This is a genomic window from Nocardia sp. IBHARD005 (assembly GCF_052814245.1).
On the sequence record NZ_CP199935.1, the window covers coordinates 218,317 to 231,643 of the forward strand.

Consider the following 13,327-nt stretch of genomic DNA (forward strand, 5'->3'; position numbering starts at 1 on the left):
GTTATGACCCGTTTCGTCCGGCCCGCCTCCGCCGCTGACGCGGAGGCGGCCGACGGACTGCTCACCGAATTGCACGCGCACTTCGAGGTGCGCCGTCCGGCCGATATCGTGCGTCGCGTGCGGCGGGTAGCCGAACAAGCCGGGCGGCCGGTGCTGCTGATCGTCGACGCCGAAACACCAGTTGGCTTCGCGACCTACGACTTGTTCCAACCGGCCGCGTGGGGGCCGGGCGGGCTACGGATCTCGGAGTTCTCGATCACCGAGACGGCGCGCGGCACCGGTGCGGGCGCCGCCCTCCTGGCCGGATTGCAGGAGGTAGCGCGCGCAGCCGGAGTGCCGGTGAACGAGCCCAACCAGGCCGGCCCGGATGTGTTCACGACAGTGGAGCGCTATCTCGGCGCCGAGGTCATCGACTTCGCCTACGAGCGGCGCCGTGCCGAGCATTGGTCGTCCCTGCGTGCGGAGGCCGCCGAAAAAGGCTGGCCCGCACCGCGACTCAACGATATGTGGCACACCGAACTCCGCGACGATCCGCAGCCCGGTGGCCTGTACGCCGAAGGCGAGGTGCCGTTCATCCTGCTGCCGGACGGCCGGGTGATCACCGCGCGATTCCGGACGATCTATGTCAAGGAATACCTCGGCCACGGTCCGGAGAACCGCTGGACCCTGGCCCTGTCCGGCAGCGAGTTGCGCACGATCGGCGGCCTGCTGTCGATCGACCACAGTTGGTCACGAGCGGAGACCCGCCCGCGCTCGCGGTACCTGTCGACGACGGCCGCCTCATGGTGAATTACCGCTACTACGCCGGCAGCCACTTCGGCTCCGACTCCGGCACCATCGACTACCTCATCGACCTCGCCCAGGCCACCGTATCCCGAAACGAACACGTCAGATCAAGATCATCAGGCCATCAGGGATTTTCGCTCTCGGGCGATGTCTCCCTGGTGGCCTGGTGATCAATTGTCCAGCACGCGTTATCGGCGGTGTGGCCGAGGTGAGGTGGCTTGCCGTAGCGACCCTGATTCGGATCACCGCAGCACCGTAGCCCGCGCCATGATGTCGTGATCTACGACAGGCCGAGCGGTGACCTCAGCGACGGCCGCGTTCGCGATATTGCTTGCGGTGCTGCTTGGAGATATCTCGCCACACTCGTTCGCGTTCGGCGGCCAGGCGTTTGTCGGTGCGGGCGGCCATCCACTCGTTCTCCCTGGCCAGCTTGCGATAGCTGGTCAGCCTGCGTTCGGTGATGGTGCCGTCGGCGAGGGCGGCTTGGACGGCGCAGCCGGGTTCGGTTTCGTGGGCACAGTCGGCGAAACGGCAATCAGCGGCGAGGGATTCGATGTCGCTGAAGGTCTTGCCGATGCCGTCGGCGGCATCGTAGAGGCCGATGCCGCGCAGGCCGGGGGTGTCGATGAGGGTGCCGCCGCCGGGGAGCGGTCGCAGTTCGCGATGCACGGTGGTGTGCCTTCCCTTGCCGTCCACCGCGCGAACGGCGTTGGTGGCGAACACTTCCGCGCCGAGTAGTGCGTTGGCGAGGGTGGACTTGCCCGCCCCGGACGGTCCGATCAGGGCGACCGTGCCGCTGAGCACCGCGGTGAGCACCTCGAGACCGACCGCGGCAGCGGCACTCACGGCGACAACCGTTGCGCCAGGCGCCACCGCACGCACTTCATCGAGCGGAAGATATTCCGCTGCATCGGCTTTTGTCAGCACGACCACCGGCTGAGCGTTGCTCTCCCACGCGAGCGCGAGCATCCGCTCGATCCGCCCCAGATCGACATCGCCGTCGGCGGCCGAACAAATCAGCACGGTATCCACATTGGTGGCCAGCACCTGAGCCACCGAACGCCCGGACACCGACGATCGCATGATCGCCGAGCGCCGTGGGAGCAGTTGTCGCACAGTGGCTTCGGCATCGATACCGACCCAGTCACCGGTACACAGTCCGGTGATGTCGCGCGGGCAGGAGGCTCTCGCCGGTCCGCTCGGCGTGACCACATCGCATTCACTGCGATCCATCCGCACGATGCGAGCAGGAACGAGATCGCCGACCAGCGGCAGATATTCAGCAGCTACGGCTTCGGTCCAGCCGTAAGGGACGAGCAGGTCGTAGTCGACCATGATGGGGAATCCTTCGTCGGGTGCCGAACCCGAACGACGGGTTCAGCGAGCAGAGGTGATGTCCGGAGCGACCTGGGCGGGCGCGCACTCACGCCCCCCGGTCACGGCAATCCACACGTGTGTACTCACGGACATCCACCTCCTCTCCAACGTTCGAATCCACACTGCCCGACCACGGCGGGACCCCGCAACCTATTTTCCGGCCGCTACGATCACGCCCCGACCAGCGGCGAGGATCAGCGCACGAAGACCTCCGTCGACTGTGGGATGTTGGCCTTGTCGGTGCGGATGGTGAGCTGGACCCGGCCGGGACCCGTGCCGACCATCAGGTCCTGCACGGGGTAGGTGCTGGTGCTGCCAGCCGGGATGAAGCGGGTCACCGAGCCGGCGGCGCCGCTGTCCAGGTTCTTCCAGTCGACGATGACGTTCACATCACAGGCAAGCAGGGTGGGCGCCCAGTTGCCGAGTGGGGAGAAGCCCTGTGACACGCGCAGGGCGATGCTGTTGGTGGCGCCGGGTGCCACGCTCGGGGCCATGAGCGGGCCGTCGAACGCCGTGCCCGCCACGTTCAGGATGCCGATGCAGACGCCGTGACCGAGGGTCGCCACCGGGGCGGTCCGTAGTTCGTTCATCACGCAGGAGCGTGGGCCGACATTGGACCAGCCGAGCTGGCACGGGTCGGCGGCCTTGGCGGTGCCGGGTGCGGCGAGACAGAGCGCGGCGCCCGCGAGCACGGTCGCGGCGGCGGATGCGAAACTCTTTCTCGAGGTCACGATCCGCAGCGTAGGCCGCAACGGCGCGTCGTTCCCAGAAGGAACTAGCCCGGGCCTGGTCCGGCTTGCCGAAGTGCTCGTTGCGCCCGAGCGAGCGCAGCCGGAACCATTCCTCGAGCCCGGCCGGGTCGCGCCGGGTCACCGGGAAGAACCACGAGAACGAGGCCGGCCCGCCCACTCGTTCGTGGGCGGACCGGCCTTCTTTGAATCAATCAAACGCTCGGCGTATCGCGCCCCCGATCTTTGCACCGGCCTTCGATCCGACAACCCCGCCGACCACAGCACCGGCCACCCCGCCGACGACGGCACCGGCAGGTCCGCCCAACGACCCGACGGCTGCTCCGATCTTGGCCCCGGCGAGACCGCCCGCCAATGCACCGCCGGTCTTGCCGACCGTTTCCGGAACCGGCGCACCGCGGGAGAGCTCATATCCCCCCGCCACGAGTGTGCCGGCGACGCCTGCGCGACCCAGATACTTCAGCCCCGTAGTAACAGGCTTACTTGTAGCGGCCTGGTTGAGCCTGGGGTTCCCACGCTGCACCTTGGATCCCTTGGGTGCAGCGACCGCGCCATTTGTGCTGTTACTGCCTCGCCGGGTAACGCTTGACACTGCCCCGCCGAGACGGGCGGCAGTCCCGCTCGCCGCGCGGGTCACGGTGCGTGCGGGACCTTGGGCCTTGGTGGATATCCGTGTTACCGCGGGGCGTACCACGCCACTGTAGGCGCGCTCGGCGCGGTCAGCGGTCCGGACTGCGGCAGGAATTCCCTTACGGCTATCTTTGGCTGCTCGGGCGAGGTCGACCGCACCACCGAACTGAGCCGTGCGGGCGGAGGCATAGTCGCGGGCGGCCGCGATCCGGCCACCCTCGCCACTGCGGACCCGGCTGCGGGCATCCTTGGCCGCCAAGCCGTTGCTGTAGATCTTCGCGCGTGGGCCGGCCAGCTGATCGGCTACCTTGGCGGCGCGATAGGCGTCGCGACCGGCCTGGACAGCGCCCTGGATCTGGCCGGGCACCCGGCCTGCACCCCCAGGAGTGATCCGGGCCACCGCATTTTTCACCGGGTTCGGTGTTGCGCCGGCCACGCGGCTGCCGGAATGTCCCGCACGCTGGGCAACCATTGCGATACCACGGCCCGAGGCCGCCGCGGCCTGACCCGCAACCCGCCCGCCGGGCATCTTCTTGGCGGCTTTCTCGACGCTGTCGCGGACGGTGGTATAGCGAGCGGCGGCTGGACCCGACGCCCGGAGCCCGTTCGTGGCCGCTCCGGCGCCATTACGGACCGCGCCGATGACTGCTCCCGGTCGAGACTTCCCTTCCGGGAGCGGTTCGCGACCAGCTACCTGGCGCACGTCGGATCGCGCGTCAGAAGCCTGGTCGAGCGCGCGCTTACCTTGCTGTATGACAGACCGATTCGACCGGTCACCGGGTGTCTTCCTGGTTGTTCCGGCTACCTTGGATTCGTTGGTGGGGCTGGTTGCTTTCTTGGATTTTCCGGTGGTTGCGGTCTTTCCGGTTGCATCAGACCTACCGGTTGCTCCGGTCTGCTTCGTTGCTCCGGTCTGCTTCGCCGGCTTCGTTGCTCCGGTCTGCTTCGTCTGCTTTGTTGCTCCGGTCTGCTTCGCCGGCTTCGATGCCCCGGTCGGCTTCGCCGGCTTCACCGGTTTCTGCGTGACCCCATTGCTCGGGCCTGCGGTCGGCGCGGCGTCGGCCTGGGGTGTGCCGGTCGTTGCGCCCAATGCCAGCCAGGCTGCGGCGACGAACAGACCACCGGCAACGGTCCTGCCCATGCGCGGCCGCCTGTTGCGGCGGTCGTTCATATCGTTCTCTAGCGTGGTTGGTGGACTGCAACGACACAGTCGGCCGCGCACCATCGCAGGTTCGGTTGTCATAATTCCTCCGTGACATGACGAACTTGATGTGACGTACGTCATGTTTCACGCGGAGGGTCTGGTGCAGGTACAGACATGGTCTGTGTGACCGGATGGCGATTCGAGACCGAGGCTCAGTCCGGGAATGACCGCGTCACGGAGGTCTATCGCCGTAACGGACCGGTCTTGATCGCGGTTGAGTCCGCGCCGTGACAGTGTCCCTGCGGTCAGCTACTGCCGTCGATTCGCGCCAACCATCGTTTGACCATCGCGGGAGAGAAAGGTGATCGAGGGCCGCAGTTCACTCCGGGCCTCCCCGTCAGGCTGCCCTAGCTGTCCGGCTTGCCGAACTGCTCGTTGCGGCCGAGCGAGCGCAGCCGGAACCATTCACGCAGACCCGCCGGATCACGTCGGGTCACCAGGAAGAACCAGGAGAACCGGATCCACTCCTGCGGCAACAGCTTGCGCATACCGGGCTGCGACATCAGGTAGCCGCGGTTGCGATAGGTGAAGTAGCGCTTGACCGGATCGTCCGGGTACTGGGTGTGCATGCGCCCGCCCAGGATCGGCTTGAATTCCTCGGCGCCGTTGGGATGCAGGTAGGCGGTCTGCAGGCAGGTGCCGAACGGCAGCCCGGAGCGGACCAAGCGGCGATGCACCTCCACCTCGTCGCCACGCACGAACAGCCGCAGATCCGGCACGCCGATCAGGTCGACGGCCTTCGCCGAGATCAGCGCGCCGTTGAACAGCGAGGCGATACCCGGCAGGAAGTCCTCGTCACCGAGCTCCGAACGCAGCCGCCGCCACACCACACCGCGGCGCAGCGGGAACGCGAGACGATCCGGTTCGTCGATATCGCAGACCACCGGCGACACCTCGACCAGGTTGTGCCTGCGCGCGCAATCGATCAGTGTCGCAAGCACTTCGGGCCCGTCGGGGCGCCCGTCGTCATCGGCAAGCCACACCCAATCCGCGCCCTGGGTGAGCGCGTGCAGCATGCCGAGCGCGAAACCGCCCGCGCCGCCGAGGTTGTGGCGTGAGCCCAGGTAGGTGGCCTCGATCGGCTGCTGCGCGACCAACTCGGCCACCGCGTCCTCGTTGGCGTTGTCGACGACGATCAGATGGTCGACCGGACGTGACTGCGAGGCAAGCACTTTCAACGACTCGGCGAGCAGCTCACGGCGCTTGTGCGTGACGACCACCGCGATGATCCGCGCGTTCGGGCCGGTGTCGGTCGTGATGTCGGCTGGTTCGGCGCCCGCGGGCAGTTCCGCGTCGTCAGCCAGCGCGACGATCTGCGCGGGCGCCGGTTCGTCGGGCAGCACCGCGTCATCGGCCGGGGCGGCGGCGGGTTCGACGGGTGCCGCGGTCGCCTCGAGGCGGTCGGTCATGCTGAACCCACCCGGCACGGCAGCCGGGGCAGCCTCGTCACGTTGACCGCTCATACCTGATTCTGCTCCAGCTTCTTCTCGCCCGCCGCGCCGTCAGCGCCCTCGGTTTCCAGATCGCGCAGCACCTGTGCCACGTGATTACCCGCCTCGGGCCCTTCATACGCTCGCACAACCTCCTCGATCCCGCCTTGTTCGCGGATCTGACCGTGGTCGATCCACATCGCGGTATCGCAGAGCTGGGCGAGGAATTCATTGGAATGGCTGGCGAACACCAGGATGCCCGACCGCGCGACCAGCGACTGCAGCCGCGTGCGGGCCTTCTTCATGAACTCCGCGTCGACCGCGCCGATGCCCTCGTCGAGCAGCAGGATCTCGGGGTCGATCGAGGTCACCACACCCATCGCCAGCCGCACCCGCATGCCGGTGGAGTAGGTGCGCAGTGGCATCGACAGGTATTCGCCCAGCTCGGTGAAATCGGCGATCTCGTCGATCTTGGCCATCATCTGCTTGCGCGTCTGCCCGAGGAACAGGCCGCGGATGATGATGTTCTCGTAGCCGGAGATCTCCGGGTCCATGCCGACGCCGAGGTCGAACACCGGGGCCACCCGGCCGCGGATGCGCGCACTGCCGCGCGAGGGTTCGTAGATGCCCGACAGCAGGCGAAGCAGTGTCGACTTGCCCGCGCCGTTGTGGCCGACCAGGCCGACCCGGTCGCCTTCTTTGAGCGACAGGTTGATGTCGCGCAGCGCCTCGACCACCACCACATCGGAGCTGTTGCGCCCGATAGCGCCGCCCGCCTTGCCGAGGAACGCCTTCTTCAGCGACCGCGACTTGGCGTCGAAGATCGGGAACTCGACCCACGCCTCATGGGTTTCGATACTCACACGGCTCATCGAGAACTGCTCCTAAACCCAGTACGGGACGCGGGCACGGTACTGCTTGAGCGCCAGGATCGCGACGGCCCAGCCGACGACGGTGATAGCGATGACCACCGCCCAGTGATGCCATTCCGAGGGCTCACCGAGCAGGGGAGCGCGCACGATTTCCAGGTAGTGGTAGGTGGGGATGATCTCGAGGAGCTTGGCTCGGTCACCCGCGCCGCCGACCGAGTTCTCCAGCGCCTTCGTCGACCACATCACCGGGGTCAGCACGAACAGCATCAGCGTCATCGAGCCGAGGATCGGGGCGATATCGCGGTAGCGGGTGGAGAAGATGCCGAACACGATCGTCACCCACATGGCATTGAGGAACAGCAGCAGGATCGCGGGGATCACCAGCAGGATCGAGAAGTCCAGATCACGCCAGATCGAGAACGCCACCACCAGCACCGCGTAGATCGCCGCATTGTGGACGAAGAACAGGAACTGGCGCCAGACCAGGCGATAGACGTGCACGCTCAGCGCCGAGGGCAACTGTTTGATCAGTCCCTCATTGGCGATGAACACATCGGAGCCCTCGAGAATCGAGGCACTGATGACGTTCCACACGATCAGACCGACAGTCACATACGGCAGGTATTCGCTGATCGGCTGATCCAGCAGCGTCGAATACAGCAGCCCCATCGCCAGCGCCTGCAAACCGGTCGCGATGGTGATCCAGAACGGACCGAGCACCGAACGCCGATAGCGCTGCTTGATGTCCTGCCAGCCCAGCGACAACCACAGCTCGCGCTGATGTAGACCGTCGCGCATGTCCTTGAACGCACGCCCGAAGGTCTGCGAATCCGACACCATCGGCGTCTTCACCAGCAGCGGCGCGTCGGTGGTGTGCTCGGCAGCGGCGGCTTCGGCTAGCTCTGCGCCGGTGGGAGTGTCTTCGGAATGCACGGGGCTCTCTTCGGTACGCACGTCAGCCTCATCGGAGACCGATTCGGGACGAGCGGCAGCGGCGGGCACGGTCCCCGACCTTACAGTGTTGTTTCCCGGCTGGCGCCGGGTGTTCGCGGCCCTGGTTGCCTCGATCTTCCCTCCCTCCGGGTACTCCTTCGTCGCACCCTCCGGTCAGTCCAGATCGAGGCGGGGCCGCGAACCCGCCTTCGGCGGTTGCGGCCGGGGACCGCCGCCGGGTGTTCGGCGGTTTCGGCCGCTGGCCGCTGCGGGGTCTTAGAGGTACTGACCGCCGCCCACATGGCCGCCTGCCTTGGAGTCCGCCGCGTGCATTCCCGGCGGAAGCGCACCCTGGCGCATCTGCTCGAGCTGGGCGCGGGCGGCCATCTGCTGGGCGAACAGCGCGGTCTGGATGCCGTGGAACAAGCCCTCCAGCCAGCCGACGAGCTGAGCCTGGGCGATGCGCAGTTCCGCGTCCGATGGCACCGAGTCGTCGGTGAAGGGCAGGGTGAGGCGTTCGAGTTCCTCGCGCAGTTCCGGGGCCAGGCCCTGTTCGAGCTCGCGGACCGAGGACTTGTGGATCTCCTTGAGACGCGTGCGGCTGGCGTCGTCCAGCGGTGCGGCCCTAACCTCCTCGAGCAGCTGCTTGATCATCGTGCCGATGCGCATCACCTTGGCGGGCTGCTCGACCATGTCGGTGAGCGACTCCGACTCGCTCGCGGCCTTCTCGTCGTCGGGAACGACCTGCGCGGTGAACGCCGACCCGTTGTCGGCGTCGGCGGGCACGGTCAGTGGACGGCCGTCGGGACCGATCACGACGATGGATTCGGGGACATCCTCCGAGTGCGTCATATCCCCATCATTGCGTGTGTGTCGGGTTCGCGCTAAAACCCCTACGCGGTTACACCGGGAGGCTCCCTGCCCTTAAAGTGGCCACCATGACTTATGACGTCGCGAGGGTTCGGGGCCTGATACCGTCCCTGGGCGACGGCTGGATCCATCTGGACCCGCAGGCGGGGATGCTGGTTCCCGATTCGGTATCGCGTGCCGTCTCAACGGGTTTCCGCACCTCCTCGTTTTCCCATATCGGCCGCCACGGTGCGGCATCGCGCAGCGGCGCGATCCTCGACGCCGCCAGGGAAGCGGTCGCCGATCTGGTCGGTGGAGATCCGGCCGGCGTCGTGCTCGGTCCCGATCGCGCGGTACTGCTGGCCTGGCTGGCCGAATCGCTGAGCTCACGCCTCGGGCTCGGTACCGGCATCGTGCTCTCCCGCTTGGACGACGAGGCCAACGTGGCCCCGTGGCTGCGCATCGCCAACCGGTACGGCGCGCATGTGCGCTGGGCCGAGGTGGAGATCGAGACCTGTGAGATGCCGTCATGGCAGTTCGAGGAGCTGATCGGCCCCACCGCGCGCCTGGTCGCGCTCACCGCGGCCTCGCCGATCGTGGGTTCGGCGCCCGGTGTCCGGGTGGCGGCCGACCGCGTGCACGACGTGGGCGGCTTGCTGGTGGCCGACGCGTTCGGCGCGGCACCGTACGCGCTGATCGACATCGACGAACTCAATGCCGACGTGGTCGCGCTGAGCGCACCGTCGTGGGGTGGCCCGCAGGTGGGTGCGCTGGTTTTCCGCGACCCCGCATTCCTCGACCGCATCCCCTCGATGTCCCTCAACCCCTATGCCAAGGGTGCTGAACGCCTCGAAGTGGGCGGGCATCAGTACGCGCTTCTCGCCGGGCTCACCGAGTCGATCGACTTCCTCGCCGGACTCGACGAACGCGCCGCCGGCACCCGCCGCGAGCGCCTCGAGATGTCGATCACCTCGCTGCAGGACTACCACGACCAGCTCTTCGACCACCTCATGCAGGTGCTGGAGAAGGTCGACAACCTCACTGTGATCGGCCGCGCCTCCACCCGCATCCCGACGGTCAGTTTCACCATGGCCGGGATGCAGGCGGAGAAGGTGGCGGCCAAGCTGGCCGATGCCAGGATCGGCACGGTCAGCGGTGTACACGGCGGGAGCAGGCTGCTCGACGCGCTCGGTGTGAACGATGAGGGCGGTGCGGTGACGATCGGTCTGGCGCCCTATACGACCCGCTACGAGATCGACCAGCTCGGCCGCGTCCTCAGTTCGCTCGAATAACCTGCGCTGGTCGTTCACTTCTTGTCGAAAAGGTCGAATTTTCGACTATTACCGCGATTTGTGTCCGCTCAGCGAAGTTTCACTCCCGCACCCGCAGAATCACTTTGCCGAAGGTCTGCGATTCGTCGAGCATCTCGTGCGCGCGGGCCGCCTCGGTGACCGGCAATTCGGCGGAGATCACCGGCACGATCTCGCCCGCGACCACCCGCGGCCACAGTTGCGCGCGGACCGCCGCGACGATCTCGGCCTTGCTTCCCGGCCCCGATCTCGGCCGGCTGCGCACGTTGGTCGCGTGGACGGTGCCCCACTTGCTCAGCAGCGCGGCGATATTCAGTGTCCCGCTGACGCCGCCCTGCATCCCGATCACCACCAGCTGCCCGTGCGGCGCGAGCGCCGCCACATTCCGCTCCAGATACTTCGCGCCCATATTGTCGAGGATCGCGTCGGCGCCACCCTGGTTCGCGACCACCGCCACGAAGTCCTCGGTCCGATAGTTGATCAAGATCTCCGCCCCGAGCGCGGCGCACTTGGCCAACTTCTCGTCTGACCCGGCCGTCACCGCGACCCGCGCCCCGAGCCACCGTGCCACCTGGATCGCGTGCGTCCCGATCCCACCACCGCCACCATGAATCAGCACCAGCTGCCCCGATTGCACACCCGCCGTCGTCACCAGGTTCGACCACACCGTCGCCGCCACCTCCGGCAATCCAGCGGCCGCGACAGCATCCATCCCCGCCGGAATCGGCAACAGCTGCGTAACCGGCACCGCCACCAACTGCGCGTACCCACCCCCTGCCAGCAGCGCACACACCCGATCCCCGACCTGCCAGTCCTCGACCCCCGCCCCCAACTTCACAATCGTCCCCGCACACTCCAACCCGAGTACCGAACTGGCACCGGCAGGCGGCGGATAGAACCCCTTCCGCTGCATCACATCGGCCCGATTAACCCCCGCTGCAACAACTTCCACGAGCACCTCACCAGGCCCCGGCTCCGGATCGACCGCCACGGCCCACTCCATAACCTCCGGCCCACCGAACCCATTCAGTTGAATCGCATACATGGTGGTAATCCTCCACCCGCATGCGCCATGCACGAGAACCCACGCCGCCACCGATCTGCGGATCAGCTACGATCCAGGGCAGGGAGACGTGGCAGAGCGGCCGAATGCACTCGCCTTGAAAGCGAGCATGGGTAACACCATCGGGGGTTCAAATCCCTCCGTCTCCGCTGTTCCGCCTCTCCGGGTATTCAGGCCAGATTCAGGTACCCGGGGAGGTGGGGACGCGGCCGGGGGCTTGTCGGTGGGTCGAATTTGCTGTTGTCGCTGAGTTACCCATGTTCTTTCGTGATCAGGCTGGGCGCGCCGGAAGGCGCTGACTACTCTCCGTCCCACGCCTGGATCGACGTCTGGTCGACGATGCGGCCGTCGCGCAGGTTGGCCATCGAGTGCGCCAGGACGCGGGTGCCGTCCGGGTAGCGGCACGATTCCACGAAGGCGATGTGGTCGCCGTCGATCAGGACACTGTCGAGGGAGTGGGTCATCTCCCTGGCGCACACGTCGTCGAACATCGCGCTGATCGCCGAGCGGCCGTGCATCACGCGGGGATGGCTGGGTTGGTCGCGGTGGTCGACCATGCGAATCTCGGCATCGTCGGCGTAGAGCGTCAGCAGTGTTGCGGCATCGCGGCTTTCGATTCCGCGGCGCAGTGCATCGGCATCGAATCCCGAACTGGACGCGGTGCTCATCTCGGTCTCCCTCGCTCGTCGAAACGAGCCGGACCAGGGCGATTCGGCCCGTACCGAGAACCCTACGCTCGCCTGCCGCCGTGCGAAACCAGTCGCTGGTCCGACCACGCCGAACCGCCGCTGGCGTTCAGTCCCGGCGGACGAAGTTGGGTCGAATATCGAGGTCGGGTGCGTCGTAGTAGCGGTGGAAGGTGGGTGTCAGCCCGGACGAGATGGGCGGATTGACCCAACTCCAGTCGGTCGGGCACGCGCGTCCGGCCGCTTCCTCGCGCTGCACATGATCGCAGAACTGCTTGGCCACGGTGTGGTGGTCCACCATGTGCACGCCGGATACCCGGAAACTGTGTAGTACAGCATGGTTGAGCTCGATCAGCGCCTTGTCCCGCCACAGCGTCCGCACCGATGACGTATCCAGGCCCATCATGTCGGCGATCAGCGGCAGCATGTTGTAGCGATCGGTGTCGCTGAGATTGCGCGCGCCGATCTCGGTGCCGACATACCAGCCGTTGAACGGGGCGAAGGGATAGCAGACCCCACCCACATCCAGATCCATGTTCGAAACAGCGGGCAGCGCATGCCATTTCAGGCCGAGCGCGGCGAACCACGGGTAGTCGGGGTGGATCAGGTCGACCTCGCGCACCAGCTCGCGCGGAACGTCGAAGTACCGCACGCCCTCGGCAGGGGTGCTGATCAGCACCGGCAGCACATCGAACGGCGTTCGCGCCCCACGCCAGCCCAGCTCCAGCGCCTGCTCGGTGGCCGCGATATTGGCCGGATCGCCGGTGACGGTGCCGTCGCCATTGCGGTAACCGGCGTAGCGGATCAGCTGCGAACTCTCGACCCGGTAGGCACCACCGCCGGGTTCGGACGTCGGGCCGACCGTGATCATCGACTGAATCGCGCCGCCATTGGTGGCCAGTCGCAGATGCTGCCAGCACACCTCGGAAAGTTCCCGCGCAGAAGTAACTCGGCGGGCATCGAGCAGCTTCAGCGATCGCCAATGTTTGCGGCCCACGCAGCGAGAGTGGTTGCGCCACGCCAATTTCGCGCCGATCAGAATCTCCTCGGCGGTCTGGGTGTAGGTGCCGGTATCGCGTAATTCGGCGAGCGCGCCGAGGCGACGCTGGGTGGGTAGGTGCCCGAGTTCGGGATAGCGGAAGAACTCGTCGCAGTCACGCAACCGGCGATCCAGATCGGCCGAGGGTGGCGCGGCGACTTCGATGTCGCCTGCCAAAGAGACTGTGGGGGTGAATGTTTCGCAGGCAGCGGGGCGAGAGCCTTGGTTCACGGTAAATCTCCGGTCGGGCAGCGGGGTGCGTGGCCGTGCGGGTGCACCCTCCGACGCGGGAAGATTGCCCGCCGAGAACACATTCACTCGACCGGTGGCGCGCCGACCAGGTAATCGGTCGGTCGTCGCCGCGTGCATATTCGTCCTGTTCGAATACCGAAATCAGCT

Annotated in this window: 14 protein-coding genes and 1 tRNA gene; 5 read left to right on the forward strand and 10 right to left on the reverse strand. The window is 66.7% G+C overall.

Annotated elements, in window-relative coordinates; all coding sequences use genetic code 11:
* Positions 1-3 precede the first annotated feature (3 nt).
* Together ACTWPB_RS00990 and ACTWPB_RS00995 are read left to right on the forward strand one after the other, a co-directional pair.
* Entirely contained in the window at positions 4-789 is a 786-nt protein-coding gene (locus tag ACTWPB_RS00990) for a GNAT family N-acetyltransferase (protein ID WP_446223882.1), read from the forward strand.
* Complete coding sequence (locus ACTWPB_RS00995) at positions 783-956, forward strand: hypothetical protein (RefSeq protein ID WP_446223883.1); 174 nt, start codon at positions 783-785, stop codon at positions 954-956. The genes ACTWPB_RS00990 and ACTWPB_RS00995 overlap by 7 nt, the downstream gene beginning before the upstream one ends.
* A gap of 133 nt (positions 957-1,089) precedes the next feature.
* Here the strand turns inward: ACTWPB_RS00995 and rsgA are convergent, their stop codons facing one another.
* The 3 genes from rsgA to ACTWPB_RS01010 all read right to left on the reverse strand — a co-directional run bounded on the left by rsgA (position 1,090) and on the right by ACTWPB_RS01010 (position 4,014).
* Complete coding sequence (gene rsgA, locus ACTWPB_RS01000; protein WP_446223884.1) at positions 1,090-2,121, reverse strand: ribosome small subunit-dependent GTPase A; 1,032 nt, start codon at positions 2,119-2,121, stop codon at positions 1,090-1,092.
* Between the two features lie 236 nt (positions 2,122-2,357).
* On the reverse strand, positions 2,358-2,894 hold the full coding sequence (locus ACTWPB_RS01005; RefSeq protein WP_446223885.1) for a hypothetical protein: 537 nt from the start codon (positions 2,892-2,894) through the stop codon (positions 2,358-2,360).
* A 208-nt stretch (positions 2,895-3,102) separates the two neighbouring features.
* Entirely contained in the window at positions 3,103-4,014 is a 912-nt protein-coding gene (locus ACTWPB_RS01010; protein WP_446223886.1) for a hypothetical protein, read from the reverse strand.
* A gap of 280 nt (positions 4,015-4,294) precedes the next feature.
* On the opposite strand from ACTWPB_RS01010, the gene ACTWPB_RS01015 reads away from it, so the two are divergent.
* A complete protein-coding gene (locus ACTWPB_RS01015; RefSeq protein WP_446223887.1) occupies positions 4,295-4,798 on the forward strand; it encodes a hypothetical protein in 504 nt (167 codons plus the stop codon).
* A gap of 295 nt (positions 4,799-5,093) precedes the next feature.
* Here ACTWPB_RS01015 and glfT1 read toward each other — a convergent pair whose 3' ends face one another.
* From glfT1 to ACTWPB_RS01035, 4 genes are all read right to left on the reverse strand, one after another.
* Positions 5,094-6,209, reverse strand: coding sequence for a galactofuranosyltransferase GlfT1 (glfT1, locus tag ACTWPB_RS01020; RefSeq protein WP_446223888.1), 1,116 nt, complete (start codon positions 6,207-6,209; stop codon positions 5,094-5,096).
* Positions 6,206-7,048, reverse strand: coding sequence for a galactan export ABC transporter ATP-binding subunit Wzt/RfbE (gene wzt / locus ACTWPB_RS01025; RefSeq protein WP_446223889.1), 843 nt, complete (start codon positions 7,046-7,048; stop codon positions 6,206-6,208). The genes glfT1 and wzt overlap by 4 nt, the downstream gene beginning before the upstream one ends.
* A 12-nt stretch (positions 7,049-7,060) precedes the next feature.
* A complete protein-coding gene (wzm, locus tag ACTWPB_RS01030) occupies positions 7,061-7,888 on the reverse strand; it encodes a galactan export ABC transporter permease subunit Wzm/RfbD (RefSeq protein ID WP_446226549.1) in 828 nt (275 codons plus the stop codon).
* A gap of 369 nt (positions 7,889-8,257) precedes the next feature.
* Positions 8,258-8,833 carry a bacterial proteasome activator family protein gene (locus ACTWPB_RS01035; protein WP_446223890.1) on the reverse strand — a complete coding sequence of 192 codons (576 nt, stop codon included), beginning with the start codon at positions 8,831-8,833 and terminating at the stop codon, positions 8,258-8,260.
* Positions 8,834-8,919: 86 nt separating this feature from the next.
* On the opposite strand from ACTWPB_RS01035, the gene ACTWPB_RS01040 reads away from it, so the two are divergent.
* Complete coding sequence (locus ACTWPB_RS01040) at positions 8,920-10,122, forward strand: cysteine desulfurase-like protein (RefSeq protein ID WP_446223891.1); 1,203 nt, start codon at positions 8,920-8,922, stop codon at positions 10,120-10,122.
* Positions 10,123-10,201: 79 nt separating this feature from the next.
* Here the strand turns inward: ACTWPB_RS01040 and ACTWPB_RS01045 are convergent, their stop codons facing one another.
* The gene (locus ACTWPB_RS01045) at positions 10,202-11,185 is read right to left on the reverse strand and encodes an NAD(P)H-quinone oxidoreductase (protein WP_446223892.1); all 984 of its coding nucleotides are present in this window, start codon (positions 11,183-11,185) and stop codon (positions 10,202-10,204) included.
* 82 nt (positions 11,186-11,267) lie between these two features.
* Here ACTWPB_RS01045 and ACTWPB_RS01050 point away from each other — a divergent pair.
* Positions 11,268-11,352, forward strand: a tRNA-Ser gene (locus ACTWPB_RS01050).
* A gap of 150 nt (positions 11,353-11,502) precedes the next feature.
* On the opposite strand, the gene ACTWPB_RS01055 is transcribed toward ACTWPB_RS01050, so the two are convergent.
* The gene (locus ACTWPB_RS01055; protein ID WP_446223893.1) at positions 11,503-11,871 is read right to left on the reverse strand and encodes a nuclear transport factor 2 family protein; all 369 of its coding nucleotides are present in this window, start codon (positions 11,869-11,871) and stop codon (positions 11,503-11,505) included.
* Between the two features lie 127 nt (positions 11,872-11,998).
* The gene (locus ACTWPB_RS01060) at positions 11,999-13,105 is read right to left on the reverse strand and encodes a nitric oxide synthase oxygenase (RefSeq protein ID WP_446223894.1); all 1,107 of its coding nucleotides are present in this window, start codon (positions 13,103-13,105) and stop codon (positions 11,999-12,001) included.
* Positions 13,106-13,327: the final 222 nt, after the last annotated feature.

Coding starts and splice junctions, on each gene's coding strand:
- glfT1 (WP_446223888.1), bottom strand. CDS start 6,209: ATGAGCGGTCAACGTGACGAGGCTGCCCCGGCTGCCGTGCCGGGTGGG.
- ACTWPB_RS01035 (WP_446223890.1), bottom strand. CDS start 8,833: ATGACGCACTCGGAGGATGTCCCCGAATCCATCGTCGTGATCGGTCCC.
- ACTWPB_RS01055 (WP_446223893.1), bottom strand. CDS start 11,871: ATGAGCACCGCGTCCAGTTCGGGATTCGATGCCGATGCACTGCGCCGC.
- wzt (WP_446223889.1), bottom strand. CDS start 7,048: ATGAGCCGTGTGAGTATCGAAACCCATGAGGCGTGGGTCGAGTTCCCG.
- rsgA (WP_446223884.1), bottom strand. CDS start 2,121: ATGGTCGACTACGACCTGCTCGTCCCTTACGGCTGGACCGAAGCCGTA.
- ACTWPB_RS01040 (WP_446223891.1), top strand. CDS start 8,920: ATGACTTATGACGTCGCGAGGGTTCGGGGCCTGATACCGTCCCTGGGC.
- ACTWPB_RS01045 (WP_446223892.1), bottom strand. CDS start 11,185: ATGTATGCGATTCAACTGAATGGGTTCGGTGGGCCGGAGGTTATGGAG.
- ACTWPB_RS01015 (WP_446223887.1), top strand. CDS start 4,295: ATGACAGACCGATTCGACCGGTCACCGGGTGTCTTCCTGGTTGTTCCG.
- ACTWPB_RS00995 (WP_446223883.1), top strand. CDS start 783: ATGGTGAATTACCGCTACTACGCCGGCAGCCACTTCGGCTCCGACTCC.
- ACTWPB_RS01010 (WP_446223886.1), bottom strand. CDS start 4,014: ATGGTTGCCCAGCGTGCGGGACATTCCGGCAGCCGCGTGGCCGGCGCA.
- ACTWPB_RS00990 (WP_446223882.1), top strand. CDS start 4: ATGACCCGTTTCGTCCGGCCCGCCTCCGCCGCTGACGCGGAGGCGGCC.
- wzm (WP_446226549.1), bottom strand. CDS start 7,888: ATGGTGTCGGATTCGCAGACCTTCGGGCGTGCGTTCAAGGACATGCGC.